This window comes from Actinoplanes sp. NPDC048796 (assembly GCF_040650035.1).
GTDB lineage: Bacteria > Actinomycetota > Actinomycetes > Mycobacteriales > Micromonosporaceae > Actinoplanes.
Map to the genome: position 1 here is coordinate 452,831 of NZ_JBEZGO010000001.1, position 24,602 is coordinate 477,432.

General features: G+C 70.3%; 25 protein-coding genes. 11 read left to right on the top strand and 14 right to left on the bottom strand.

The window, feature by feature from the left end; genetic code table 11:
- Positions 1–36: 36 nt before the first annotated feature.
- From AB0C26_RS02175 to AB0C26_RS02205, 7 genes are all read right to left on the bottom strand, one after another.
- Positions 37–489: a nitroreductase family deazaflavin-dependent oxidoreductase gene (locus tag AB0C26_RS02175; RefSeq protein WP_360240109.1), complete on the bottom strand. Its 453-nt coding sequence runs from the start codon at positions 487–489 to the stop codon at positions 37–39.
- Positions 490–500: 11 nt separating this feature from the next.
- Positions 501–1,691, bottom strand: coding sequence for an adenylosuccinate synthetase (locus AB0C26_RS02180; protein ID WP_360240112.1), 1,191 nt, complete (start codon positions 1,689–1,691; stop codon positions 501–503).
- The gene (locus AB0C26_RS02185; protein ID WP_360240115.1) at positions 1,688–2,638 is read right to left on the bottom strand and encodes a hypothetical protein; all 951 of its coding nucleotides are present in this window, start codon (positions 2,636–2,638) and stop codon (positions 1,688–1,690) included. The genes AB0C26_RS02180 and AB0C26_RS02185 overlap by 4 nt, the downstream gene beginning before the upstream one ends.
- A 10-nt stretch (positions 2,639–2,648) precedes the next feature.
- Positions 2,649–3,530 (bottom strand): molecular chaperone DnaJ, encoded by an 882-nt coding sequence (locus AB0C26_RS02190; RefSeq protein ID WP_360240118.1) that lies wholly within the window; start codon positions 3,528–3,530, stop codon positions 2,649–2,651.
- Positions 3,527–4,258: an NUDIX domain-containing protein gene (locus AB0C26_RS02195; RefSeq protein ID WP_360240121.1), complete on the bottom strand. Its 732-nt coding sequence runs from the start codon at positions 4,256–4,258 to the stop codon at positions 3,527–3,529. The genes AB0C26_RS02190 and AB0C26_RS02195 overlap by 4 nt, the downstream gene beginning before the upstream one ends.
- Positions 4,259–4,414: 156 nt before the next feature.
- Positions 4,415–4,705 (bottom strand): DUF1540 domain-containing protein, encoded by a 291-nt coding sequence (locus tag AB0C26_RS02200; protein ID WP_097327373.1) that lies wholly within the window; start codon positions 4,703–4,705, stop codon positions 4,415–4,417.
- Positions 4,706–4,810: 105 nt separating this feature from the next.
- On the bottom strand, positions 4,811–5,857 hold the full coding sequence (locus AB0C26_RS02205) for an IPT/TIG domain-containing protein (protein ID WP_360240125.1): 1,047 nt from the start codon (positions 5,855–5,857) through the stop codon (positions 4,811–4,813).
- A 530-nt stretch (positions 5,858–6,387) separates the two neighbouring features.
- Between AB0C26_RS02205 and AB0C26_RS02210 the strand changes: the two genes are divergently transcribed.
- Positions 6,388–8,055, top strand: a complete 1,668-nt coding sequence (locus AB0C26_RS02210) for an IPT/TIG domain-containing protein (RefSeq protein ID WP_360240128.1) — start codon at positions 6,388–6,390, stop codon at positions 8,053–8,055.
- 68 nt (positions 8,056–8,123) lie between these two features.
- Here AB0C26_RS02210 and AB0C26_RS02215 read toward each other — a convergent pair whose 3' ends face one another.
- Together AB0C26_RS02215 and AB0C26_RS02220 are read right to left on the bottom strand one after the other, a co-directional pair.
- The gene (locus tag AB0C26_RS02215) at positions 8,124–8,792 is read right to left on the bottom strand and encodes a hypothetical protein (RefSeq protein ID WP_360240131.1); all 669 of its coding nucleotides are present in this window, start codon (positions 8,790–8,792) and stop codon (positions 8,124–8,126) included.
- Between the two features lie 150 nt (positions 8,793–8,942).
- Complete coding sequence (locus tag AB0C26_RS02220) at positions 8,943–9,683, bottom strand: hypothetical protein (RefSeq protein ID WP_360240134.1); 741 nt, start codon at positions 9,681–9,683, stop codon at positions 8,943–8,945.
- A gap of 188 nt (positions 9,684–9,871) precedes the next feature.
- Between AB0C26_RS02220 and AB0C26_RS02225 the strand changes: the two genes are divergently transcribed.
- Together AB0C26_RS02225 and AB0C26_RS02230 are read left to right on the top strand one after the other, a co-directional pair.
- Positions 9,872–10,504, top strand: a complete 633-nt coding sequence (locus tag AB0C26_RS02225) for a hypothetical protein (RefSeq protein ID WP_360240137.1) — start codon at positions 9,872–9,874, stop codon at positions 10,502–10,504.
- A 114-nt stretch (positions 10,505–10,618) separates the two neighbouring features.
- On the top strand, positions 10,619–11,866 hold the full coding sequence (locus AB0C26_RS02230; RefSeq protein ID WP_360240140.1) for an IPT/TIG domain-containing protein: 1,248 nt from the start codon (positions 10,619–10,621) through the stop codon (positions 11,864–11,866).
- 7 nt (positions 11,867–11,873) lie between these two features.
- On the opposite strand, the gene AB0C26_RS02235 is transcribed toward AB0C26_RS02230, so the two are convergent.
- Positions 11,874–12,617, bottom strand: a complete 744-nt coding sequence (locus AB0C26_RS02235; protein ID WP_360240143.1) for a hypothetical protein — start codon at positions 12,615–12,617, stop codon at positions 11,874–11,876.
- Between the two features lie 167 nt (positions 12,618–12,784).
- Here AB0C26_RS02235 and AB0C26_RS02240 point away from each other — a divergent pair, with 167 nt between their 5' ends.
- The 4 genes from AB0C26_RS02240 to AB0C26_RS02255 are packed head-to-tail and all read left to right on the top strand — an operon-like array spanning position 12,785 to position 16,538.
- Entirely contained in the window at positions 12,785–13,384 is a 600-nt protein-coding gene (locus AB0C26_RS02240; protein ID WP_360240146.1) for a sulfite oxidase-like oxidoreductase, read from the top strand.
- On the top strand, positions 13,354–14,112 hold the full coding sequence (locus AB0C26_RS02245) for a ferredoxin reductase (RefSeq protein WP_360240149.1): 759 nt from the start codon (positions 13,354–13,356) through the stop codon (positions 14,110–14,112). The genes AB0C26_RS02240 and AB0C26_RS02245 overlap by 31 nt, the downstream gene beginning before the upstream one ends.
- A complete protein-coding gene (locus tag AB0C26_RS02250; protein WP_360240152.1) occupies positions 14,109–14,405 on the top strand; it encodes a DUF6510 family protein in 297 nt (98 codons plus the stop codon). The genes AB0C26_RS02245 and AB0C26_RS02250 overlap by 4 nt, the downstream gene beginning before the upstream one ends.
- A gap of 6 nt (positions 14,406–14,411) precedes the next feature.
- Complete coding sequence (locus AB0C26_RS02255) at positions 14,412–16,538, top strand: UvrD-helicase domain-containing protein (RefSeq protein ID WP_360240155.1); 2,127 nt, start codon at positions 14,412–14,414, stop codon at positions 16,536–16,538.
- 255 nt (positions 16,539–16,793) lie between these two features.
- Here the strand turns inward: AB0C26_RS02255 and AB0C26_RS02260 are convergent, their stop codons facing one another.
- Positions 16,794–17,177, bottom strand: coding sequence for a hypothetical protein (locus AB0C26_RS02260; protein WP_360240158.1), 384 nt, complete (start codon positions 17,175–17,177; stop codon positions 16,794–16,796).
- Between the two features lie 196 nt (positions 17,178–17,373).
- Here AB0C26_RS02260 and AB0C26_RS02265 point away from each other — a divergent pair, with 196 nt between their 5' ends.
- From AB0C26_RS02265 to AB0C26_RS02275, 3 genes are read left to right on the top strand one after another with little or no spacing between them, the layout of a single operon-like run.
- Positions 17,374–18,147, top strand: a complete 774-nt coding sequence (locus AB0C26_RS02265) for an SGNH/GDSL hydrolase family protein (RefSeq protein ID WP_360240161.1) — start codon at positions 17,374–17,376, stop codon at positions 18,145–18,147.
- A gap of 58 nt (positions 18,148–18,205) precedes the next feature.
- Positions 18,206–18,472 (top strand): PLDc N-terminal domain-containing protein, encoded by a 267-nt coding sequence (locus tag AB0C26_RS02270; RefSeq protein ID WP_360240164.1) that lies wholly within the window; start codon positions 18,206–18,208, stop codon positions 18,470–18,472.
- Positions 18,473–18,501: 29 nt separating this feature from the next.
- The gene (locus AB0C26_RS02275) at positions 18,502–19,272 is read left to right on the top strand and encodes a DUF427 domain-containing protein (RefSeq protein ID WP_360240167.1); all 771 of its coding nucleotides are present in this window, start codon (positions 18,502–18,504) and stop codon (positions 19,270–19,272) included.
- Here AB0C26_RS02275 and AB0C26_RS02280 read toward each other — a convergent pair.
- Positions 19,247–20,191, bottom strand: a complete 945-nt coding sequence (locus AB0C26_RS02280; RefSeq protein ID WP_360240170.1) for a 50S ribosomal protein L11 methyltransferase — start codon at positions 20,189–20,191, stop codon at positions 19,247–19,249. The two genes, AB0C26_RS02275 and AB0C26_RS02280, sit on opposite strands and share 26 nt — an antisense overlap.
- A gap of 183 nt (positions 20,192–20,374) precedes the next feature.
- Here AB0C26_RS02280 and AB0C26_RS02285 point away from each other — a divergent pair, with 183 nt between their 5' ends.
- Positions 20,375–22,540 carry a carbohydrate-binding protein gene (locus AB0C26_RS02285; protein ID WP_360240173.1) on the top strand — a complete coding sequence of 722 codons (2,166 nt, stop codon included), beginning with the start codon at positions 20,375–20,377 and terminating at the stop codon, positions 22,538–22,540.
- Between the two features lie 76 nt (positions 22,541–22,616).
- Here AB0C26_RS02285 and AB0C26_RS02290 read toward each other — a convergent pair whose 3' ends face one another.
- The gene (locus AB0C26_RS02290; RefSeq protein ID WP_360243466.1) at positions 22,617–23,222 is read right to left on the bottom strand and encodes an HAD family phosphatase; all 606 of its coding nucleotides are present in this window, start codon (positions 23,220–23,222) and stop codon (positions 22,617–22,619) included.
- Between the two features lie 55 nt (positions 23,223–23,277).
- Positions 23,278–24,468, bottom strand: coding sequence for an elongation factor Tu (tuf, locus tag AB0C26_RS02295; protein ID WP_360240176.1), 1,191 nt, complete (start codon positions 24,466–24,468; stop codon positions 23,278–23,280).
- Positions 24,469–24,602 lie beyond the last annotated feature (134 nt).

Sequence of the window (24,602 nt, forward strand, 5' to 3'; positions counted from 1 at the left end):
ATGATCGAGCTTCGATGCCCGAACGGCACCCGATTTTCAGGCAGATGGCCCGATCGGGGCGCGCGTCAGGAGGAACAAGGGGATCAGCCGCGTCGTCTTCGTCTGGTAGCCGGCGTAGTTCGGGAACGCCGCCACCGCCCTCTTCCACCACACGTCGCGTTCCTCACCCGACAGTTCGCGGGCCTCGTACTCGTGCTTCGCCGTACCGTCCTGAAGTTCGACCCTGGGGTTCTCGCGCAGGTTGTAGACCCACACCGGATTCTTCGGCGCGCCGCCCAGCGAGCCCACCGCCAGGTATTCGCCGTCGTGCTCGACCCGCATCAGCGGCGTCTTGCGCAGCTTGCCGCTCTTCGCGCCGACCGACGTCACCACGACGATCGGCTTCCCCTGGATCTCGTTGGAGCGGGCGCCGTCCGACTCCTCGTAGCTCTCGGCCTGCTTGCGAGCCCACTCGGACGTGCTCGGCTCGTACTCTCCCGTAAGTGGCATGAGAAGGAGTCTCACACGAACTTTTTGTCAGCCGAAGTGGGACCGTACGACTCGAGGTCGACCGGCGCGCCCAGCAGAGCACCGATCTCGGCCGGCCAGTCGTGCGGCCTTTCCATCCGGCCGGGCCGGGCCCGGAACAGCCGCGCGGTCAGCTCGGCCTGATAGCCGAGATCGCGGAAGGGGCCGGGGGCGAGCCGGTCGACGTCGACCCCGTCGATGGAGTACGTCGTACAGGCGCGCAACGAGGCGCAGCGATCGGGCGCGTCGAGGTGCGTGACGGCCAGGCCGTCCACGCCGCCGGCCACCTCCACCGCGTACCGGTGGGCCACGGCGTCGAAGTGCCCGATCCGGAAGGCGCCCTGCCATTCCCCGGTTCCGTTGTGTGCCTCCGGCAGCGCCAGCGACGGGTCCTCGGTGACGAACGGCCCGGCCCCGTGCCGGGTCGTGTACGTCCGCACCACCCCGAGCCGTTTGAACGATCCGCACAGCGCGGCCACGTTGTCGAAGGTCGTCGTCGACCACGTCGTGTGCGGGTGCCAGCCGCGCCACTCGTCCAACAGCACGCCCTGCGCGCCCTCGAAGACGCACGGCCCCTCACCGAGCAGCCTCCCGGTGTGCCGCCCGTCCACGATCGACACCGTGTCGCCGAAGAGCGCGAACGCCTCCACCACGTCGTCGAGCGGAACGTCGATCGGGCCGAGGTCATCGGCGAGAGAGGCGAAGAGCCGGCGCAGGCGGGTACGGGAACGGGTGTCGGCCACGCGGGGCGCGTCGGCGTGCTCCGACGCGTACGCCATGGTCTCGCCGACGCCCATCCCGCACGAACCGTGACGGGACCCGCCGCGTTCGCTCTCCCGCCGCCGGTTCGCCGCACGATGCCACGGAGTGGCGAGGAGGGCGTCGCCGTCCACCGTGAGCAGCTCGAAAGCGCCGTCCAGATGCAAGGCTTCGGCCGCCAGGGCCAGCGGGTCGACGACCATGAACCGGGTCAGGTGGGTCGGCACGCCCCGCAGCGTGCCCGACCCGAACTGACTGAACGTGTGGTGCCGCCCGTCCTCGGTGATCACGTTGTGGGCCGCCTGCGCTCCCCCGTTGAAGCGCAGGACGGCCCGCACCGGGCTCGCGACGCAGAGCGCGTCCACCACGGTGCCCTTGCCGGCGTCGCCGTACCCGAGGTCGACGACCGCGACGTGCTCGTTCACAGCCGCTCGTTCCCGCTGCCGGCCGAACCGATGGTCAGCGACGAGCGCACGACCGTGCCGCGCTGGAGCGGGGCCAGGGCCTTGCCGACCGTGCCGCCGTGCTTCGAACCGGCCTCGACCAGGTGCGACAGGCCCTCGTCGAGGTCGATGGTGTCCTCGCCCAGGCCGACCGTGACGGCGATGGTTTCGCAGACCGCGTCGAGGTCGTCCAGTTCGAGCACGTTCTGCCCGAGCAGCCCCCGCCAGCGGGCCAGGATCTCGCGGTCGCCGCCCCAGCTCGCCGCGCTCGGCATGAGGTAGTACACGTCGTACTTGCGCTGGAGCTCGGCCAGAAGGTCCTCGGTGCTGATCTGCTCGCGCAGGTCCTCGCCGAGGAACCGCTTGACCTCCTTGCGGCTGACCTTCGGGTACGGCATCTCGTCGCCGATCAGGAACAGGTAGCCGCGCCGGCCGCGCTTGGTGGCGTCGAGCGACGTGTGCCGGGCCATGAAGTACATGGCCAGCTCGTACGACTCGCGCTTCTGGCCGCCACCGCCGCCTTCGAGCACGATGCGGGCCAGGTCGTCGTCCATCCGGTTGTCCGACTCGAACTGGCCGATCTGCAGCGGCACCCGGTCGCAGGTGGCGTCGCCGACCGCGCCGAACAGCAGGTGCGGGTCGGTCGCGTATCCCTTGCGGGTCAGCAGGCCGAGCAGCTGCGGCAGCTTCGTCTGAAGCGCCCGGGGCACGTGGCCCATCGAGCCGGTGACGTCGAAGATGACCGCGATCGGCGTACTGAACGGGTGTTCCTCGCTGTCCCGGCTCTCCCGGTTCTGGTTCTTCGGGTCCAAAGCCGGGTGCGCCGTACGGGCGCCGCTGTCGCTGTAGTCGAAGGCGCTCTTGCCACTGCGCGCCCGGTAGTTCGCGGCGGCCGTGTAGACGTCGGTGGACCAGCGTCCGCTTCCCATGTCGTACTCCTTAGAGGCTGAAGGGCCGGAACGTGCGCGGCCCGTAGAGGTTGTCGAGCAGGTCGTCGAGCTCGCCGAGCAGCGACCACGCGTCCTGCGGCCGCATGCGCGGCGCGTCGTAGAGGCAGCCGTCGGCGAACCGCCGCATCGGCGGGGGCATGTCGGTGATCCGGGCCATCAGGGCGGTGGCCAGGTAGATGTCGGTGGCCGGGGTGACCGTCCGGTCCCGCTTGACCTCGGGCGGGTAGTGGCGGTTCTTGATGACGGCGCTGACCCGGCCGCCCGAGTAGCACCAGTCGACGAGGGCGACGCCGTGCTGCTCCGGGTGGATCAACACGTGTTCCTCGAAGACGGCGCCGTGCACGACTCCCGCCCGGTGGGCCCAGCCGAGCCCGGTCAGCAGCCGCCGCCACATCCAGGCCGCGTCGCGCGGGTCGAGTTTCGCCTGGAGGTTCGCCAGCGGAACGAACCCGTCGAGCCGTTCCAGAACGTTCACCCGCCGCCGGCGCCGCTGCCCGTCCTCGTGGAGGAAGGTCTTGAGCAGCCGGGGGGCGTACGGCCGGAACTTGGGGTCTCCGTTCGTCCACAGCCTGGTCAGCGCCGCCGCCTCGGCCTCCATGAGATCGTTGTCGGCCGGATCGCGCGGCACCTTGACCAGCCCGCCCTCGCCGGGCCGCAGGTCCGCGATGTCGCCGACCAGCACCGATCGCTGTTCGTAAAGCCGCGCCAGCTTGGCGAAGACCCTGGTGGCGGTCGCGCTCTGCGCTTCGGTCACGGCATCGGGGTGTACGGCCTTGGCGAGCTTGCGGTACGCGTCGTCACCGTCGCGCTCGTCCAGATCGGCGTACGTCGTGGCCGCCTCGATCTTCTCGACCGCCTCGAGGAACGTCATCGCACACCGTCCTCGCGGGCGGGCCGCAGCAGCGCCGGGTGCAGCAGCTGGGCGTCGCCGGCCCGGTAGAGCTTGGCCCGGGGGCCGCCGCGTTCGCCGCCGCGGGCCGTGGTGGCCCCGGTGCTCTCGACGAAGCCCGGCACCGAGAGCACCTTGCGGTGGAAGTTGCCGGCGTGCAGCTCCTCGCCCCAGACCGAGGCGTAGACCTGCCGCAGCTCGCCGATGGTGAACTCGTCGCCCACGAACGCGGTGGCCAGCGGCGTGTATTCGAGTTTCGAGCGCGCCCGGTCGAGCCCGTCGGCCAGGATCGTGTCGTGGTCGAAGGCCAGCCCGGTCGCCTGCTCGACCGGCACCCACTCGGCGCCGGCGGCGTCGGAGCCGGCCCGGGGTTCGGGCAGTCCGGGCGCGAAGGCGAGGTAGGCCACCGAGAAGACCCGCATCCGCGGGTCACGGCCGGGATCGCCGTACGTCCGCAACTGCTCCAGATGAACCTTGCCCAGCGCCGTCTCCTCCTGGAGCTCCCGCAGCGCCGCGTCGTCGAGTCCTTCGGATCGGACGAAGCCGCCGGGCAGCGCCCGCCGGCCGGCGAACGGGTGCTCGGCGCGCTCGACCAGCAGGACGCAGAGCCGCCCGTCGCGGATGGTCAGCGCCACCACGTCGACGGTCACCGCGACGGCCGGGTAGGCCCCCGGGTCGTACCCGGCCAGGAACTCCGCTTCGCTCGCCATGTTGTCCTCACCCTGAGATTGACTCGAACTGAGAACAACCTAGCTCGGACTACTTCCCGCGTCAACCCCACATAAAGAAAGGCTCACCTAATAAAGGCGAGCCTTACCTGTAGAAAAGCGCCCGCAGCGGTTTGCGGGCGCTTTCTCGAATCCGTTTCAGCGAGCCTCGTACGTCAGGCAGTCGGCCTTGTCGCCGGACGCGCCCACGACGATCGCCGGCGCGTGGCACTCGAGGTCGCCGTTGTGCACGCAGTCGGACCGCTTACACGCCCCCACCTGGGCCAGCGGCTTGCCGGTGCCGCCCTTGTCGCCGGTCTCGACATACGTGTCGCACTCCGCGTTCATGCTGCCGATGGTGACCGCGAACGCCGTACAGCCGTCGTGGTTGTAGCCACACTGGGTCACCGTACAGGTCTGCACCCGGGGCATTTCCAGAGCCTGAGTCATGATTCATCGCCTCCCATTTAACGCATCCCGTCCAACCCGACGATAAACCATTCCCGGCGGTAAACGAAACTACACACTCATTAAATTAAATGAGGTAAGGCATTCCTAATAAGGGCCGACGGTGAACGTGGCGCCGCTGGTGACGAGGGTCGGGTTGGCGTCGGCGAGGGTGGCGCTGGACAGGCCGTTCTCGACCAGGGTCAGGATGTACGCGCCCTCGTTCACCCCGGTCAGGTCGAGGGTGCACACCAGCTCGGTGTCGCGGAGCACGGCCTCCAGGACACACTCGGCCGCGCCCCGGTTGGTGGCCGGCAGATACGCGTCCTTGACCAGGAACACGTGCGCGTTGGCGCTGTTCGAGGGGGCCTGCCGGTCGAAGTTGAGGCTGGAGAAGCCGGCGCCCACGACGTCGATGGTGACCTTCGCGTTGACCGGCCCGGTGTTCGGCGCGATCGAGATGCCGTTGCTGTAGGTGAACGGGATCGGCGAACCGGTCGCGTTGGCGTTGTTGTCCGGGTCGAGGCTGCTCACCTTCCCGCCCGGAGCGGTCACGATCAGCGCGAGATTGCCCTCGGCGACCCGCGGCCCGGTCGTCCCGGTGAAACTGTTGCCGCTCGCCGCCACCTTGATGTTGGTGAGCGCCACGCCGCCGACGGTCGCGCTGGTCGTGCCGGCGACGGCACTGAACCCGGTGCCGTTGACGGTGATCGTCTGCCCGCCCGCGGCCGGGCTGCCGGCCGGGATGATCGAGGTGATGGTCGGCTTGACCGCCACGGTGTACGTGGTCGCGGCGATCAGGTTGCCGGACGCGCCCTCCTTGTCGTAGACGCAGACGTTCCACCGAGCCGACGCCTGGTCGGCGAGCAGCGCCAGGCCGTTCGGGTTGACGGTGCTCGCGGCGCCCTGGGCGTCAGTGGCCGGGTAGGGGCTCGACGGCACCTTCAACGAAATCTTGGTGGAGGTGATCCGCAGAACGTTGGCCGGGTCGACGGTCAGCACGCCGGCCGTGGTCGCCCCGCCGGAGCCGGCGATCTGCGTGACCGGCTTGACCGTGCCGGCACAGGCGGACCCGCTGGCCGAGACGAACTGGAACTGCACGATGGGCTTGGTCCCGGCCGGGAACGGCGTCGGCGTGGCCGCATTGGCCGTCACGGTACCGACGATGACGTTGCCACCCCCGGTCTGCCCCGACGGACTGCTGAGGGTCAACGGCAGCGTGGTCACCGCCGCGGCAGCGGGCCCAGCCGCACCCCCGGCAACCACAAGTGTCGCCACGACACAGACCAGTGCGGCGCGGCGCGAACGCTGAGACATGGGTACTCGACCTCCAAGGTGCCGGAATCGTAGGGAGTATCAGTCGCACCTCAGCCCGCTGCCACCAAATCGGAGAAAGCCCTGAATCGAGGGCAGCAATGTGGTAGCAGCCTCCTGAAATTGTCGGTCTTTTCGCCTCTCCACATGCGAATAGGTAAATGACCGGCGAGGTGTTATCGCAGCTCAGACCCAGTGCAGCGACACTCGGCCATGGTTAGTGAAAAGATTTTCTCTGATTTTCGTCACTCTGGACTACGGCACATCACCACCAAGTTAGGCTTCCGGCGAGAAGAGCCCGTCGGCGCCTATAGAGCGCACGGGCCACCTAATCCCAGAGGCGGTTCTGAGAAACCGTAGGAGGACCTCGCATGCGCAAGTCCGCAACTCACGACCGAGCCCGGCGCCGCATTCGCGCCGGCCTGGCGACGGCGGCGACGGTCGCTGTCGCGCTCGGCATCTCAGCTGCGCCCGCCCAGGCGGCGGTCGGCCTCACGCTGAGCCAGACGTCCGGCCCGTCCACGGGCGGCAACACGATCACCGCCACGACGGCCACGTCGATCCTGGCCGGATACAACTCGCCGGTCGTCTACTTCACCCAGGCCACCTGCCCGGCCTCGATCCCCGCCAACCAGACCGGCCTGTCGCTGACTGGTGCGACGACCGCCAACACCGGCGTCGTCCAGGCCACGGTGGTCAAGAAGATCGCTGACAACAAGGTCGCGGTCACGGTCCCGGCCGGCGTCATCGTGGTCGGCACGGCCACGACCACCAAGTACAACGTGTGCCTGTACCCGACGGCAGCGGCAACCACCCTTCTCGGCGCGAACACGACCTACTCCGTGTCGGCGGCGGCCACCGTCACCGGCATCACGCCTAGCACGGGCCCGTCGCTCGGCGGCACCACCATCACGGTGACCGGCACCAACTTCCCGACCACCAGCGGTTCGATCACCGCCACGGTCGGCGGCACGGCGGCCACGGTGACCCCGGGCACGAACACGCAGTTCACCATCACGGCCCCGCAGCACGCCCCGGCGGCCGGCACCACGATCTCGATCACCACGTCGTCCGGCACGATCAACCGGACCCTGGCCTACGACTACATCAACGGCCTCTCGGTCATGCCGAACACGGCTCCGAGCTCGAAGAAGTGGCAGGACGTCGACGTCTTCGGCACCGACCTGCTGAACTACAACTTCACCGGAGCCACCACGCCGCCCGCGGGACCGGCCAAGGTGCTTCTGGTTCAGGGCGACTACGACCCCACCGTCACCAACACCAACCAGAAGACCAAGGCGCAGATCTCGGAGTGCATCAACGTCCTGGTCATCGCCGACGACGAACTGGTCTGCACGCTGATCCTGTCGGAGTCGGTCGTGTCGGCCACGAACTTCTCGGGCGGCGAGATCCAGGCCAACTGGGGAACGGGCCAGGCTGCTCGCGACCTCGGTGCCGGCGCCACCACGGGTTCCGACAAGCTGGGCCTCACCGTTACCAACGGTGGCCTCAAGCAAAGCGACGTCGGTCTTCCTGTCACCCTGACGGGTGCCACTCTGACTGCTGGAACCACCATCGCTTCGGTGACGAGTTCGACCACCGCCACGCTGTCGGCGCCCGCGAGCGTCGCCGGGCCGGTCACCGCCATCAACGTCGGCGGGGTTCGTACGCTCACGTCGCTTCTGGGCTTCACGCAGGACAGCACGAGCGTGACCGGCGGTGCCAACGCCTTCACCACCGCGGACATCGGCCGCCAGCTCATCTCCAGCGGTAACACTCGCCCGGGCACGATCATCATGGCCGTGTCGGCCGACGGCGCCACCGCCACCGTCTCCCGGCCGGCGATCGCCACCCAGGCCACGCAGACCGGTACCGTCGGCAACGGCGACCCGGTGCCGGACGGTGCGTACAACCTCACCATCGTCAGCAACAGCGGCACCTATGCGACGGCGAACGACCTCACCGCCGCGGTGACCGCCGGAACCTACAAGGAGTCGGTCGTCTCCAGCGGAGCCACCTTCACGGTCGCGCCGTTCTGATCGATCGCTTCTGAACACAGCATCACCCCAGCGGCTCGGCGCTTCGGCGCCGAGCCGCTGGCTCGTTCTCAGCCCAGCTTGGCCCACGCCTTGTCGAGCGCGGCCACGCTCCTGGTCTTGGACGGTTTCTCGTCCAGGTTGATCATCACGGTGTAGACGCTCTTCGTCGCGCTGGTCCGCCAGCAGATCACCATCGTCGGGCGCTTGCGCGCGACCGGGTTGTTGCTCAGCTTCACCGTCTGCGTGCAGCGCGCGTCGCCGACCTTCTCCCCCTCGTCGGCCACCCAGCCCAGTTCCCGCTGCCCGGTCAGGTCGCTGCGCGCGGTGACGACTCGCAGCATCTCCCGGTCCTTGCGGACGTCGCCGGTCTCGGAGACCTTCAGATCGTTGATCTCGGCCTGCACGGTCGGCGGTGTCAGCGGCTTCTTGATGGTGACCTTGTGTTTCTGGGCGAACTCCCGGGCCGCCTTCACCCGCGCCGCCTCCGAGGGCGTGAGCGACGGCGGGCTCTTGGACGGCGACGGCTTGGCCGCCGGGGCCTCACCCACGGCCGCCCCGGCGGACTGCTGCAGGGTCGGCTCCGGGCCGGGCTGGGCCGCGCTCACGCTGCCGGCCGGCGACGCCTCGCCCGCCGCCGTGGTCTCGTTCTTCTCGCCGCCGCAGGCTCCGGCGCTCAGCGCCACCGCGAGGCCGACCAGCCCGGCCGCGACCTGTCGCGTTCGACGAATTTTCCTCATGATTGTTTCCCCCGAAATCTCATGACCGCCGACGGCCATGCTTCCAGTCACTCGATCCGCCGTACCGGCGAAGAGCAGGACATTCAGCCTGTACACAGAAATCTGCCGCCGGTTCCGTGTGCGGATCCGGCGGCAGACGTACGGCGGGAATCAGCCCAGCTTCGACCATTCCCGGTTGATGGTCGCGACGCTTGTCGCGGGTGATGGGCGGCCCTTCTTGGCCACCGCCACCGTGACCACGCTGCGGCCCTCGGAGGTGCGCCAGCACAGCAGCATGCTCGGGCGTTCGCGGCCCGGGTCGCCGGCGCTGAAGCGGAAGCGCTGCGTGCACCGCGCCGTACCGACCTTTTCGCCCTTGTCGGCCGCCCACAGCAGCTCGTTCTGGCCGGTCAGGTCGCCCTTCGCCGTGATCACCCGCATCGTGCCGTCGGCCGTCGTCTCGGTTCGCTGCGACGCGGCGACCTTGGTTGTGCCGGCGGCGGACAGCCCACGGCGTACCGGGTGCCCTTCCTTCTCGGCCGCCTCCCGGGCCTTTTGGATCTCCCGCTTCACCTCGGACTTGACGACCGGCTTCGTGCTCTTCGCCGCCACCGGCTTCCGGGACGGTGAGGCGGACGCCGGAGACGGTGCGGCCGACGGCAAGGCCGAGGTCGCCGACGGACTGGGCGTCGGCTGCGGGGAAGGGGACGCCGGGGCCGGGGCGACGGTGGCGGGCGCTCCGATGGCACCCACGCCGCTCGTCTCGGTGTTCTCGGTGGCCTGCGTGGCCACCAGGTAGGCACCCCCGCCCAGCACCACGGCCAGGCCGGCCGCGCCCACCGCGAGTTTCCGGTGGCGCTTCGGCGACTTCTCGACTCCGTCGTCGCCGAGGCGGTCGTCGTCGATGGTCATGTCGTTGTCCCTCGCGGTCGGCTGCGGTCCGCCGACGTCGCGTCGCCGGACCCCGAACGTTCATGGTCGCAAGGGTTCGGACATAGCGGAGCAAAATCCCCGATCCACCGGTGGCAACCGGCTTTCGCTAAGGACCACCGCCGGCGGCCCGATCCTTCTGGCCGACTTCACGGGGAGGAAGAAGAAAGATGAAACACTCGCTGCGCCGGTACACCGCGGGGGCCTTAGCCGTCGGCGCCTTCACGCTGGGCACGTCGGCCCCGGCGCTGGCGGCCGACGACGACCCCGACTTCGGGAAAGCGGTTCCCACGGTCACGACCGCCACATTCAACAAATTGGTGGCGTACGGGTCGTCGGCCACCGTCTCGTTCAGCGTGAAAGCCGACAACGTGCGGCTGGCCCGGCGGAGCGTGCAACTGTGCACGGCCGCGCTCACCGAGGACTTCGCCTGCGTCGACACCAAGACCAGCGCGTCCGGCACGGTGTCCGTCAAGACCCCCAAGCTCGCGGCGCCGCTCCTGGTCCAGGTCGTGGTTCCGGAGGACGACGAGGTGGAGGCGTTCACCTCGGACACCGTGGTCGTCCGGCCGCAGGTCGGCATCAAGCTGGCCCGCAAGAACGACACGCTGAACGTCACCCTCACCGGGCTCGACAGCCAGGTCCTCGTGCTGAAGCGCCAGGAGAAGGGCAAGTGGCTGCTCGCCGCGGTCACCCGTGCCACAGGGGCCACGACGACGCTGTCCGGGCTCGCGAAGGGCCAGAAGTATCAGGTCACGGTCTCCGACACGGCCACGATCAAGGGCGCCGTCAAGTCCGCGTAGCGCCATACCCGCACATATCCACTTTTCGCGGGCATACGCTGCTGGGCAGCAGGCGTGGACCCCGGCGGGCCGTCCGGCCCGCCGGACCACTCCGACGCTTCAGGAGGATCCGGCATGCCCTTGACCCGATTCGCCGGCGCCGCCGTGGCGAGCTGCACGGCGACCGTCCTGACGGCGGCGATCGCGGGGACGCCCGCCCACGCCGCGACCGTGATGACGCTCAGCAGCACGAGCGGGCCCAGCGGTGGCGGCAACTCGATCACCGGCACGGTCACCGCCACCGCGGCCAACCCGTCGCCGTTCCCGGCCGGCACGCTGCCCCGGGTGCAGTTCCAGTACGTCGGCGCCGGCTCCAACTCGTGCTCCGCGGCCCCGCGGGCGGTCGCCGCGATCCAGGGCAGTGCCGCGGCGACGACCGGCGGCGTGCTCACCGTCGACCCGGCGGAGGTCAGCCGGCTCACCGCCACCAAGATCGTGTTCACGGTGCCCTCGTCGCCCTACCCGGCCGACGTCGACGGCCAGCCCAGCACGGTCAACCCGACCGGCCTGGCCCTGGCCGCCGGGCAGACGACGGCCAAGTGGAACGTCTGCGTCTACGACGAGAACGCGGACACGCTGATCGCGAACGCCCCGTACACCCTCGCCGTACGGCCCCGGATCACCTCGATCGTCCCGGCGAGCAGCCCGGCGCTCGGCGGAAAGACCGTGACGATCAACGGCGCCGGATTCTCGGCGTCGGGCACAAGCGTGACCATCGGCGGCACCGCGGCCAAGGATGTGAAGGTGTCGCCCGGCGGCAGCAGCCTCACCGTGACCACGCCGCCCCGTACGGCCGCGACCGGCCTGACCGTCGCCGTGGCCACCACCGGGGGCACGGTGCTCAGCAGCGACCCCGACAACAACGAGCAGCCGCAGGACAACGATCCCGCCACCGCCGACGCGCCGATCCTGTTCACCTACAGCAACGGCATCGCGATCTCGCCGGACACGGCGCCGGCCCGCTCCACCGTGAGCGTGGAGATCCGTGCCATGGGCCTGGACGCCCTGACCTTCGACGCCGGCGCGGCCCCGACCGGCGCCTCGGCCCACGTGTTCCTCGTCCGCGACGCCTACGAGGCCAGCACCAACCGCGGCGTCCAGGAGTGCGGGGACATCCTGGCCGTCAGCAAGACCGAGATGGTGTGCACGCTCGACCTCTCGAGCAGCCTCGACCCGTCCGACAGCTCGGCGCAGGGCAGCCCGGTGCCGGAGGGCACGTACACGATGACCGTCGTCGCCAACGGCTCGACCAGCGCCACCCCGGAGGAGGCCAGCCCCTCCATCGTCAGCAGCGACGCCACGTTCACCGTCGGCCCGTACTGAGAAACGGTCAGGCCAGCCGCTGCCAGACCCGTTCGATGAGGCGGGCGCTCGACACCGGGGCCGGGCTCCCGCCGGTCCGGGTGGCCACGGTGACCACGCTGCGGTCGGGTGTCACCCGCCAGCACAGCAGCAGGCCGGGCCTGGTCTCGGCGGCCGACCGCCCGTCGGCCCGGACGTTGCGGGTGCACCGGGCGTTGCCCACCGGCACGCCGCCGTCGGTGGCCCACAGCCGGGCGCCGCGACCGGTCAGGTCGTAGCGGGCGGAGACGATCCGGATGGTCGAACCGTCCGGGCCGCGCTCGTTGGCCACCGCGATCGACTCGCCCGCCGCGGCGACGCCGCCGGACGGCCGGGTCCGTGGAGCCCGCAGCAGGCTGCTGATCTGGGCCGAGGCCACGTCTTCGTCCCGCACCGGGGGCGTGGTCGGCGAGGGCGTCGGTGACGGGCTGGTCCGCTGCCGGGCGGCGGAGAGGCGCGGCAGCTTGGCCCGGAACGACGTCTGCGGCGCCGGCGTGGGCACGACGGCCGGCTTCGGTGAGCTCCGGGACGTCGACGTGACGACGGGACCCGGCGCGTCGGCCACGAAGGTGCTCTCCCGCGCGGTCTGCCAGGCGCTCACCCCGTACCCGGCGCCGGCGACGAGAGCGGCCAGCCCGGCCACCCCGACGGCGAACTTCTTGCGGCGTTGCACCCGGCGGCGGAGTCGACGCTGCTCGGAGTGGTAGACGCCGTCGTCCTCGACCATGTCCATCGCGGAAGATCCCCCGTGTCCGGTTCCGAGCCCATGATGTCACTCGTGGTGATAAATAGGCGGAAAAATCCGAACTACGGCTTTGCCTACGTGTCGGCGGCCACAAGCCCCGTGATGACGCGCCCAAGCGCTGTCGCAGGAAATGACCATGCGGTTTACTCAGCACCATGGCCATCATTTCCCGAGGATTCGGCGGCCGGCGGCGCGAGTCCGTCCCCGGCCTGCCGCCCGGTCAGTACCTGACCCACGACTTCCCGGTGCTCTCGGCCGGGCCGACCCCGCGCATCCCGCTCGACCGGTGGCGCTTCACGATCCAGACCGAGACCGGTGAGAGCAAGAGCTGGAACTGGGACGAGTTCCTGGCCCTGCCGGCCGAGGACTACACGGTCGACATCCACTGCGTCACCAAGTGGTCCAAGCTGGGCACCACGTGGCGCGGCGTCTCCCTCGACACGCTGATGGAGCAGGTGGAGTCGGCCGCCGACTACACCATGGTGCACAGCTTCGGCGGATACACCACGAACGTCCCGATGGAGGACCTGCTCGACGGCAAGGCCTGGATCGCGTACAAATTCGACGGCGAGGATCTCGCGCCGGAGCACGGCGGGCCGGCTCGTCTCGTCGTACCCCACCTGTACTTCTGGAAATCGGCGAAATGGGTCAACGGGATCCAGCTGATGAACGAGGACGAGCCCGGCTTCTGGGAAGCGGCCGGCTACCACATGTACGGAGACCCATGGCTGGAACAGCGGTATCAGGGCGACTGACCTGGCGGGCGGCGACGCTCGCGGAGGCGCGCTGGGAGACACCGTCGGCACGGACGCTCGTGCTCGACGTCCCCGACTGGCCGGGCCACCTGCCCGGCCAGCACGTCGACGTGCGCCTGACCGCCGAGGACGGCTACCGCGCCCAGCGCAGCTACTCGATCGCGTCGGCCTGGCCCTCCTCCGGCGCCGGCCAGGTCGAGCTGACGATCCAGCGGCTCGACGACGGTGAGGTCTCGCCCTACCTGACGGACGACGTCCAGGTCGGCGACCAGATCGAGCTGCGCGGGCCGGTGGGCGGCTGGTTCGTCTGGCGCGCCAAGAACACGTCGCCGGTGACGCTGCTGGCCGGTGGCTCCGGTGTGGTGCCGCTGATGGCGATGATCCGCGCCCGCGCCGACGCGGGGACCAGGCAGCCGTTCCGGCTGATCTATTCGGTCCGTACGCCGGAGGACGCGCTCTACGCCGACGAGCTGCGCCGGCGGGTGCGCGACGACGCGGGCCTCGACGTGCACTTCGTCTACACCCGCAAGGTGCCGGACGGCTGGCCGGCACCCCCGAAACGTCTCGACGTGGCGGCCGTGAACACGTACGGTTGGCCGCCGGACTTCGCACCGGACTGCTACGTCTGCGGTCCCACGACGTTCGTCGAGACCGCCGCGGACATCCTGGTCGCGCTCGGCCACGACCCGCGCCGCATCCGCACCGAACGTTTCGGAGGCACGTCGTGAGCGACCGCGACGACAGCGCACCCGTCGAGGCGACCACCCTCGACGGGAACGCGATGGCCGGCGACCTGCGCGAGATCTTCGCGCTCGACGTGACGGCGGCCAACTACAAATGCGCGGGCTGCGGCCACACCGACGCGGTAGCCACCCTGACACTCTGGGGCGCACCCGCCGGCCGGGTGGCCCGCTGCCCACACTGCTCGGACGTCGTCCTCCGCGTGGTACGCGCCCCCGACCGGGTCTTCCTGGACCTCCACGGTTGCGTACGCCTCGAAGTGCCGCTGACGGACGACTGAGCCGGCGTGGACGGCGGCGACTTCGCGCAGCCCTCGGCTGCCGACCCTCTCGTCGCCGCCGCCGACCCGCTTCTCGCCGCCGCCGACCCGCTTCTCGCCGCGGACCCACTCCTAGCCGCGGACCCTCTCCTCGCCGCCGCCGATCCTCTCCTCGCCGCCGCCGATCCTCTCCTCGCCGCCGTCGGGCAAGGGACGACTGAGGCGGGACCGGACTTCGCCGCGACCATTCGGGCTGCTCAGGACGAGCTGGTGCGGGCGCCGGCCGAAAGTCTGCTGGTGATTCACGGTGGGCCCGGCACCGGCAAGACGATCACGGCGCTGCGGCGGGTGGCGTGGCTGCTCGACGATCCCGGCGCGGGGCTCTCACCCGCCGATGTGCTCGTGGTCGGCCCCTCACGGGCGTACTGCCAAGAAAGCCGCACCCGGCTGGAAAGCTGGGGCCACGCCGGGGTTTCCCATCACTCGGTCGCCGGGCTGCTGCCGCGGGTGGCGACCGGCCGGGACGAGTCGCTGTACGTGACCCGGCTCAAGGGCGAGGCCCGGATGGCCGGGCTGCTCAGCCGCGCGCTCGAGGCGCGCGAGAAAGGCGTTCCGGCCGGGATGCCGGCCACCGTGACCGTGCACGGGCGCGCCGTCACCCTCGACCCGGCGGCCGTCCAGCGGGTCATCGTGACCGCGCGGGCCAGCGAGGCCTCGCCCGGCGACCGGCGCCGGCTGCTGCGGGCCGTCCTGGTCGCGGACAGCCCCGACCCGCGGCTCGTGCTGGAGGCGGCCGACCGGCTGGCCGAGCTGATCTGGCCGGAGTTCTCGGCCGCCACGTTCCTGCGCGACCTGTTCGCCTCCCGCGACCGGCTGAGCGCGGCCGCCGGCGAGGAGTTCACCGACCGCGAGATCAACGCCCTGTACCGGCGGCCCGCCGACGATGCGGCCGAGTTCGCCCGGGCCGACCTGGCCCTGCTCGACGAGACCGAACATCTGGCCGGCGCCGAGCCCCGGCGCTTCGCCCACCTGGTGATCGACGAGGCCCAGGACCTGTCACCGATGCAGCTGCGCGCCCTGTCCCGCCGCTCGGCCACCGGCCGCATGACAGTGGTGGGCGACATGGCCCAGTCGACCGGCCCGTGGGCCCGCGACGACTGGCACGAAGTGCTCGCGCATCTGCCCTCACCCGCGCCTCACGTGCATCGCGAGTTGCGCTTCGGCTACCGGATCCCCCGCCAGATCTTCGACCTGGCCGCCGAACTCCTGCCGACGGCCGCCCCCAGCGTCCAGCCGCCGACAACGGTCCGCGACGGCCCCGCCGACCCGGTCATCTCCCCGGTCGACCCGACCGAACGGGCCGCCGTCGTGTCCGCCGCGGCCGCCGATCACGCGGCGGCCGGCCGCTCGGTCGCCATCGTGTGCCCGCCCCGCTGCCGCGACGACATCGAGGCGAGGCTCGGCCAGAAGAACCTTCCCTGGGGTACGCAGCCAGGAAGCCCGCCGATCACCCTCCTGAACCCGCACGACGCGAAGGGCCTGGAGTTCGACGTAGCCATCGTCGTCGAGCCCGGCCTCATCGTCGACGACGACCCGCGCGGCCACCGGCTGCTCTACATCGCCCTGACCCGAGCAACGAGCCACCTGCATCTCGTCGGCGCCCCCGAGGACCTCCCCGCCGACTTCACCTCGGTCTCAGCACCACCCGCGCCCACGCCGCTCCCTGAGCGCTCACCCTCCCCGAAGCCGCCCCAAGCCGACCCCGAGCCACGCCACCCCGAACCGCATCCACTCCAAGCCGAGCCACGCCACCCCGAACCGGCACCACTCCAAGCCGAGCCGGCGCCGTTCGAATCAGCGCCACACGTGTCCGCGCCGCTTCCCGAGCGCTCGCTATCGCCGACGCCGCCCGAAGCCGACCCGCTCCAAGCCCAACGCGAGCCGAGGCCCCTCCAAGCCGAGCCGGCGCCGTTCGAAGCCGAGCCGAGCCAGCCGGTCGTAGCCGCGCCTCCGGCTCCCCTCGATCCGGCGGTACGGGAGCAGATCGACATGGTGGCGCACGCGCTCGCCGAGACCCTGCTCGCCAACCTCACGCCGGAGCTCTGGCCGGTCGCGCTCGACCGCCTGATCGAGCTCATCAGCCCGGACCCGTGAAGCTCCGACCCGCAAAGTCCCGACCCGCGACGCTCCTGCCTCCGTGCCCCGACCCACAAAGCCGCGACCGCAAAGGGCGCCACCCGCAAGCCGCGACCGCAAAGGGCGCCACCCGCAAGCCGCGACAGCCAAGAGGCCCGCGACGGCGCGATCCGCAAAGCCGCGCGACAGCAAAGGCGCTACTCACGAGGCTCTGATCGAATGACCTGACCCGTGGAAGGCTTGGCCCCTCGAAAACGGCCGTAGAAGGCTGGATCAGCCTCGGAAGCCGCTGCGCAGGCGCTGGGCCAGGGAGCCGGAAGCGCGCGGCGCCGCGGCGGCTGGGCGTGGGGACGATGAGGGGCGTGAGCGGCCGACCGGGCGGTCGTAGTCGGCGGTGGCTATGGCCTCGGTGATCTGGCCGTCGCCGAAGTTCTCCGATTCGGGGATCGAGGCTACGAAGCCGACCAGGATGCCGTTGCGCATGATCTGGGCTTCCAGGCCCGCGGTGCCGTCGTTGTCCCAGATCGCCTCGCGGCCGTCGGGGAGGACGACTCTGATGCCGTACTGCGTGATGCCCGCCTGCGGCAGCTTCACATGGGCGAAGACATTGCGCGCGCGTAGCGTGTCGACGATCCGTCGGGCCCGTTCTTCTTCCATGTGACGAAGCTAGTGGGGCCGACTGAGCAGAGCCTGAAGATCGCCTGTGGCGGCCGTGTGAATCCGCCACGAACGGACGACACGCTACTCCCGCGTACCGGGAAAATCGATGTGTATCTTTTCTCGATGGCGCGGCCTACCGTGCGGTGACCGGAGCGCTTCGGCTTCCTCTCCCCCACGGACCGGAGGCCACCCCATGAACAGGCGACTGTTCGTCCTCGTTCTCTCCTGTCTCATGATTTTCGGCGCCACCACCCGCGCCGTCGCCGCGGAAGCCGACGTCGACTACGTCGCGCTCGGCGACTCCTACTCGTCGGGTGTCGGCGCACCCTCGCAGAGCGGCACCTGCCTGCGTAGCCCGTACGGCTATCCGGCGCTCTGGGCCGCCCGCAACACCCCTACGTCGTTCACCAATCTGACCTGCGGCGGCGCCGTCACCGGCGACGTCCGGAGCACCCAGGTGCCGGCGATACCGGCCGGCACCGATCTGATCAGCATCACGATCGGCGGCAACGACGCCGGCTTCGCGCCGACGGTGCTCAGCTGCCAGGTCTCCAGCGACGCGGCCTGCGTACAGAAGGTCGCCCAGGCCCGCGCCGACATCACCGCGACGCTCGGCGCCAAGCTCGACGCCACGTACGCCGCCATCGCCGCCAAAGCGCCGGGCGCCCGGGTCGTCGTGCTCGGCTACCCGATCCTGTTCGACACCTCGTCCGCCTCGTGCGGGCTGGCCGGGATGAGCCTGACCAAGCGGCGGGCGCTCAACGAGGGCGCGCGGGTGCTCGACGATCTGATCGGCGCCCGGGCCCAGGCCGCCGGTTTCGTCTGGTCGGACGTGCGTGACGAGTTCCAGGGCCACGGCATCTGCTCGTCGAGCCCGTACCTCAACGGCCTCACGATTCTCCCCCCGCAGAACTCTTTCCACCCCAATGCCAACGGCTACCGGTACGGCTATCTGCCGGCGCTCTAACGCAAGCGCACCCGGCCGGGACCTCCGTGTGCGGGCCCGGCCGGTCACTCTGGTCGCCATGGCCAACGTGTACGCCCTGCTGCTGCTCCTCGATGTCGCTCTGGTCGTCTGCGCCCTGATCGACTGCTGGAACGCCGACGAGGACAAGATCCGCGTCGCGCCGCGGGGCGGCTGGACCTTCGCCATCCTGCTGATCTCGCCGTTCGCGGCGATCGCGTGGTTCGTCAAGGGCCGGCCGATCGCTCAGGTACGCCTGCGCGAGCGCCCCGTGATGATCGCGCCGGACGACGATCCCGAGTTCCTGGCCTCGCTCGGCAAACGCTGAAGCCGGCCGCGCGGGATAGCGTTCCGGGCATGGGTATGACGAGTGACTTTCCGCGGGAGATCGCCGCGGTCAACCAGATGGAGCCGTCGCCCCGGCGCGTACGCGCGATGCTCGGCGGCCGGGTCGTGGTCGACACGACGCGGGCGGTCTATCTGTGGGAGATCCCGAGCTATCCGCAGTACTACATCCCGATCGAGGACGTCGCGGAAGACGTGATCGTCGACGAGGAGCACGAGCAGCGTCTGAGCCGCGGCCGTGCCCGCCGGCTGGGGCTGCGCTCGGGCGACGTGCACCGCCCGGCCGCCGGCCGGCACTACGTGGAGAGCAAGCTGCCGGGTCTTCCGGGGCTGGTCCGCTTCGAGTGGGACGCGCTGGACGCGTGGTTCGAGGAGGACGAGGAGATCTTCGGCCATCCGCGCAACCCGTACCACCGGGTCGACGCCCTTCGCTCCTCCCGGCGCGTGCGGGTGGAGCTGGACGGCGTGGTGCTGGCCGAGTCGAGCTCGCCGGTGCTGCTGTTCGAGACGGGCCTGCCGACGCGCTACTACCTCGATCGGACGGCGGTGGACGTCGCGGCGCTGACCCGTTCGGAGACGCGCACGCACTGCCCGTACAAGGGCTCGACGACCGACTATTGGAGCGTCGGCGATCAGGCGGACCTGGCCTGGTCGTACGGGCAGCCGTACGCGGCGGTGGGCGCGATCGCGGGACTGGTCGCGTTCTACAACGAGAAGGTCGACACCTACCTGGACGGCCGGCTTCTGGAGCGCCCGGTCACGGTGTTCTCGAAGAAGAGCTGACGTGGTGCGGGCTGCGCCAGACGGTCACGCCGTCCACGGTCAGCTGGTAGTCCGGGTGGACCCCGTCGTCGCTGGTCCGGCGGCTGAAGCCGACGCGCACCCGGCCGGCCAGCGGCGCCGGCAGGTAGACCGGAGCCCACGCGCGCGTGCCCCCGTCCAGCGTGTCCACTTCACGGCCGGACGAGGCGACCGCGACCCGCGTCCAGAGGAGCAGGCCCGTCGCTTTGCCGGCGACAAGTTCCACCTCAACCGACATATCGGATATCGGCGGCAGGATGCGGCTGTCGAAGACGTCCGATTCGACGACGGCCGGGGACGAGACGAGCGCCGACCACGCCGGCCCACCGAGGCAGAGTCGTAAGCCGGAGGCTCCCCCGGCGGCCGCGATCACCCGGTCCATCAGCGATCGGCACGACGGGTCGAGTGAAGGTGCCCCTACGTCGACGGCGGCGATCATCGTGCGGGCCCGGAAGGGAATCCAGACACAGCCGGGGGTGCAGAGCCGCTGCCGGCAGTCGTTCAGGATCGGGATCGCGCCCTCGGACGACGCGATGTTGCCGACGATTTCGGAGACGCAGACCTCGGCCCGTACCGGAAGAACTTGATGGGAAGCCCAGCCCTCGAGCACCGTGATCTGGCGGGAGAATCCCGACAAGTCGACGGCAGCACGCGCGGCAGCGGCGGCGGCCGGCGCCGCCTCGATCGCGTACACGTGCCGAGCGCCGGCGCGCGCCGCCGCCACCGCCCACAGCGCGTCCCGCCCGGTGCCCACGTCCAGCACGACCCGTCCGGGAGCCGCCGCCCGTAGAGCCGCGTCGTACGCGCGCGACCGGGCGTCCGGCGCCGCCAGCCCGTCGTAGACCGCGTCGTCGTACACCGGGTACTCACCCATCGAGGGGAACAGAACGAACGGCAGCACCCGGCAAGCATGCGGGAAGTTCCGGATTTCCGAAGTGTTGCGCGTTAGTTAAAGCCCTTAATAAACTCCGTTCGATAGACGAATGCCCATTCGTCGATGCAGCGTGGCAGGGCGCGAGGAGGCCGGGTGCGAGGCAACAGAACGCAAGGAAGCGGCGCGCGGGGACGCCGGGCGAACCGAACGGTGACCGCGGCGCTGGCCGTCGCGATGACGCTGACCGTGGCGCCGCCGGCGACGGCGGGCGGCCGGCACGGCGTTCAGGTGACCGGCACCTACTCGACCGGCGCCGACCACCAGTGGGAGCCCCTTCCGGGCGCGCTGCCCGGCAAGGCGGCCGACGCCACCGTCGTGATCGACCCCTCGCAGGAGCGGCAGCGCTACGCGGGCATCGGCTTCTCCATCGACGAGACCAGCGTCTCCAACCTGTGGAAGCTGACGCCGGCCGAGCGCGAGCGCACCATCCGCCTGCTCGCCGATCCACGCACCGGGGCCGGCTTCGACCGGTTCCGGCTCACCATCGGCAGCCCCGACCTGATCGAGCACCTGCCGTTCTGGTCGTACGACGAGCTGCCGGCCGGCGTGACCAGCGACTTCGACCTCAAGTACTTCTCCATCCAGCGCGACCTCGACCTGCACATGGTCGACACCGTCAAGCTGATCCAGAAGTACAACCCGCGGGCCACCTTCTTCGCCTCCGCGTGGAGCGCCCCGGCCTGGATGAAGACCAACAACCGGTTCACCGGCGAGGTCGCCGTCAAGCCGGGCAGCGCCACCGAGCACTACCAGGTCGGCAAGCTGCGTGACGACTGCGTCGACGTGTTCGCCCGTTACTACGTCAAGTACGTGCAGGCGTACGCCCGGCACGGCATCGACGTCGACGCCCTCACTCTGCTCAACGAGCCCGGCATGGACGTCGTCTACCCCGCGATGGACATCAGCGTCGAGCAGCAGCAGAAGCTCGCCGTCGCCATCAAGCGCGAACTGCGTAAGGCCCGGCTCGGGACGCGGCTGTACGTGCACGACTTCAACTTCTGGGACTGGCGCGACCCGAACAGCACCGCCACCAAGAACTACCACCGGATCTTCAACGACCCGGCGACCCGGCAGGCGGCCGACGGCATCGCCTTCCACCCGTACTGGGGCGATCCCACCGTGATGCGCGACGCCTACCAGGAGTTCCGCAAGCCGGTGCACATGACCGAGACCAGCGACCTCAACCCGGCCACGGTCCTGAGCTACTTCCGGCTGAACGCGAGCAGCTACACCCTGTGGGCGCAGGCCACCGACCAGACCGGCGGCACCCTGCACTGGACCGACAAGCGGGACAACAACGTCGACTGGGAGGAGATCGGCCGTACCACCAAATGGCCCGATCGCCTGGTCAAGGTCAACACCGAGACCAGGACCGCTTCGGTACGCGATGAGCTCTACCCGCTGGGCCAGTTCGCCCGCTACCTGTCCCCCGGCGACGTCCGCGTCGAGTCGAGCGCCCCGTCGGCCGGCGTCAGCAACGTCGTCTACCGCGACGGCGACCGGTTCACCGCCATCCTGGCCAACGGCAACACCGAGGCTTCCCGGGTACGGATCGTGCTCGCCGGCCGGGACTTCGTCGTCTCCGTGCCGGCCGGCGCGTACGCCACGTACCGCTGGAAAGCCGAGGTTCCCGCCGCCCACCGCAACCACGCACCGGTTCTGCGGGAGGTGCCGGCCCTGACCGCCGACCAGTACGCGACCACCCTGTTCCGCCTGTCGGCGACCGACCGCGATCGTGACCGGCTCGCCTTCTACGCCACCGATCTGCCGCCCGGCGTCTCCCTCGACGCGGCCACCGGCGTGGTCACCCTGAAACCGACTGCCGCCGGCACCCAGCGGCTCACCTTCCACGTCACCGACGGCGCCGCCCGCGACTCGGTGACGGTCGCGGTGACGGTGGCCCCACGCGGCGCCCCGATCGGCACCCGGGTGGAGGCCGAGTCGTACGCGGCCCAGAACGGCTGGACCGAGGGCGGCGCCAACTTCGTCGAGAGCAACCCCTCGGCCAGCGGCGGCCGGAACATCGGCTGGACCGCCCCCGGCAACTGGCTCAGCTACCGCGTCGACGTGGCCCAACCGGGCACCTACGACCTGGAGCTCCGCGCGGCCAACGGCACCGGCGCCGAGGCCGCCGACGCCCTCTCGTTCCGCGACGCCTCCGGCGCCACCCTGGCCACCGCCTCAGTCCCCGCCACCGGCGGCTGGGCCACCTACCAGTCCATCCACGTCCCGGTGACCCTGTCCGCCGGCGACCAGCTGCTCACCCTCCACTGCGAAACGGGCGGCTTCAACCTCGACTATCTGCGCCTGAGCTGACGGATTTCAGCCCTGCATCAGCGCGAGGATCAGACCGGTCACCGCGCTGATGAAGGCGGGCTACCCATCGTGCCGGTCAATCGATGACGGCGGGGTGCCGCTGCCACGGTGGGGCCACCCGGACCGCCTGCATCCCGGCTGCGGCGGCGGCCTGTAGGCCGAGATCGGCGTCCTCGAACACGACGCAGCGCTCGGGGGCGACGCCGAGGGCCGCGGCCGCTGTGAGGAAGCACTCCGGGTCGGGTTTGCCGTTGAGGTATTCGCCGGCGCAGACCATGACGTCGAAGCGGTCGAGCAGGCCCAGCGCCGTGAGCGAGGCGGTCACCGACTCGCGGCTGCTGCCGGAGACGACGGCGAAAGGCACGCGGCCGTACGCCTCCTCGATGTGCTCCAGGACCTCGGGCACCGCGGCGACGGTCGGCAGCAGCTCCCGGAAGACCTGTTCGCGGCGCTCGTTCACGGCGTCGACCGGCATCGCCAGGCCCTGCCGCGCGTTGAGCTCCTGGATCACCGCCACCGGCGTACGGCCGCCCCAGGCGTAGAACAGCTCCTCGCCGAAGTCGGCGCCCCACTCCTCGAGCGCCTGCTGCCACGCCTTGTAGTGGATCGGCATCGAGTCGGCGATCGTGCCGTCGCAGTCGAACAGGTACGCGTCGAACTCGCCCTCGGGCAGCGGCAACATCACCCGGCAACGATAGACGGCCCTGGCCTGGGAAAAGGCCGGGGCCGTCGTCGCCTCAGTCGAGCAGGGCGGTCACCGTGCCGGCGGCGACCGTGCGGTTGCCCTCGCGGACCGCGAAGCCGAGGCCCACCTCGAGCGCGACCGGCTTGCCCAGGGTCACCGTGACCTTGTCCAGCGTGTCGCCGGGCATCACCAGGTCACGGTCGCCCAGGTCGAGACCGCCGGACACGTCCGTGGTGTGGAAGTAGAACTGCGGCCGGTAGTTCGTCTCGAACGGCGTGTGCCGGCCACCCTCCTCCCGCGTCAACGCGTACATGCGGGCCTCGAACTTCTGGTGCGGCGTCACCGACCCCGGAACCGCGACCACCTGGCCGCGCTCCACCTGGTCGCGCTTGACGCCACGCAGCAGGATGGCCGCGTTGTCGCCGGCCTCGGCCGTGGTCAGCGACTTGCCGAACGTCTCCATCCCGATGGCCACCGAGGTGACCGTCGGGCCGAGCCCGACCACCTCGACCGGCTCGCCGAGGCGCAGCGTGCCGCGCTCCACCTTGCCGGTGACGACCGTCCCGCGCCCGCTGATCGTGAGCACGTTCTCGATCGGCATCAGGAACGGCACGTCGAGGTCGCGCGGCGGCACCGGCACGTAGTCGTCGACCGCGTCCAGCAGCTCGCCGATGGAGGCCACCCACGTCGGGTCCCCCTCGAGCGCCTTCAGCGCGCTCACGCGCACCACCGGCACCTCGTCGCCCGGGAAGCCGTACTCGGACAGCAGCTCCCGCACCTCGAGCTCGACCAGGTCGAGCAGCTCCGGGTCGTCGACGGCGTCGCTCTTGTTGAGCGCCACCACCAGGTACGGCACGCCGACCCGCTGGGCCAGCAGCACGTGCTCGCGGGTCTGCGGCATCGAGCCGTCCTGCGCGCTGACGACGAGGATCGCCCCGTCGACCTGGGCCGCCCCCGTGATCATGTTCTTCACGTAGTCGGCGTGGCCGGGCATGTCGACGTGCGCGTAGTGCCGGTTCGGCGTCTCGTACTCGACGTGCGCGATGGTGATGGTGATGCCGCGGGCCGCCTCCTCCGGTGCCTTGTCGATGCCCTCGAACGCCACGTACCGGTTGGTTGCCGGGTCGCGGTCGGCCAGGACCTTCGTGATGGCGGCGGTCAGGGTCGTCTTGCCGTGGTCGACGTGACCCATCGTGCCGATGTTGACGTGCGGCTTCGTACGGATGAACTGGCTCTTCGCCATGGTCTTGACTCAATCCTCACTGGATGCGAGGCATTTTTGAGGTGCGCGCCCTGTTTGCCGGGCAGAGCGCGCCAGAACCGCGCGCGGCGGATCCACCCTTCCCCCGCGGTTCTGCTGCTGATGGGGAAGGGTCA

Coding starts and splice junctions, on each gene's coding strand:
- AB0C26_RS02175 (WP_360240109.1), bottom strand. CDS start 489: ATGCCACTTACGGGAGAGTACGAGCCGAGCACGTCCGAGTGGGCTCGC.
- AB0C26_RS02185 (WP_360240115.1), bottom strand. CDS start 2,638: ATGGGAAGCGGACGCTGGTCCACCGACGTCTACACGGCCGCCGCGAAC.
- AB0C26_RS02190 (WP_360240118.1), bottom strand. CDS start 3,530: ATGACGTTCCTCGAGGCGGTCGAGAAGATCGAGGCGGCCACGACGTAC.
- AB0C26_RS02195 (WP_360240121.1), bottom strand. CDS start 4,258: ATGGCGAGCGAAGCGGAGTTCCTGGCCGGGTACGACCCGGGGGCCTAC.
- AB0C26_RS02200 (WP_097327373.1), bottom strand. CDS start 4,705: ATGACTCAGGCTCTGGAAATGCCCCGGGTGCAGACCTGTACGGTGACC.
- AB0C26_RS02210 (WP_360240128.1), top strand. CDS start 6,388: ATGCGCAAGTCCGCAACTCACGACCGAGCCCGGCGCCGCATTCGCGCC.
- AB0C26_RS02215 (WP_360240131.1), bottom strand. CDS start 8,792: ATGAGGAAAATTCGTCGAACGCGACAGGTCGCGGCCGGGCTGGTCGGC.
- AB0C26_RS02220 (WP_360240134.1), bottom strand. CDS start 9,683: ATGACCATCGACGACGACCGCCTCGGCGACGACGGAGTCGAGAAGTCG.
- AB0C26_RS02225 (WP_360240137.1), top strand. CDS start 9,872: ATGAAACACTCGCTGCGCCGGTACACCGCGGGGGCCTTAGCCGTCGGC.
- AB0C26_RS02230 (WP_360240140.1), top strand. CDS start 10,619: ATGCCCTTGACCCGATTCGCCGGCGCCGCCGTGGCGAGCTGCACGGCG.
- AB0C26_RS02235 (WP_360240143.1), bottom strand. CDS start 12,617: ATGGACATGGTCGAGGACGACGGCGTCTACCACTCCGAGCAGCGTCGA.
- AB0C26_RS02240 (WP_360240146.1), top strand. CDS start 12,785: ATGGCCATCATTTCCCGAGGATTCGGCGGCCGGCGGCGCGAGTCCGTC.
- AB0C26_RS02245 (WP_360240149.1), top strand. CDS start 13,354: ATGGCTGGAACAGCGGTATCAGGGCGACTGACCTGGCGGGCGGCGACG.
- AB0C26_RS02260 (WP_360240158.1), bottom strand. CDS start 17,177: ATGGAAGAAGAACGGGCCCGACGGATCGTCGACACGCTACGCGCGCGC.
- AB0C26_RS02265 (WP_360240161.1), top strand. CDS start 17,374: ATGAACAGGCGACTGTTCGTCCTCGTTCTCTCCTGTCTCATGATTTTC.
- AB0C26_RS02270 (WP_360240164.1), top strand. CDS start 18,206: ATGGCCAACGTGTACGCCCTGCTGCTGCTCCTCGATGTCGCTCTGGTC.
- AB0C26_RS02275 (WP_360240167.1), top strand. CDS start 18,502: ATGGGTATGACGAGTGACTTTCCGCGGGAGATCGCCGCGGTCAACCAG.
- AB0C26_RS02290 (WP_360243466.1), bottom strand. CDS start 23,222: ATGTTGCCGCTGCCCGAGGGCGAGTTCGACGCGTACCTGTTCGACTGC.
- tuf (WP_360240176.1), bottom strand. CDS start 24,468: ATGGCGAAGAGCCAGTTCATCCGTACGAAGCCGCACGTCAACATCGGC.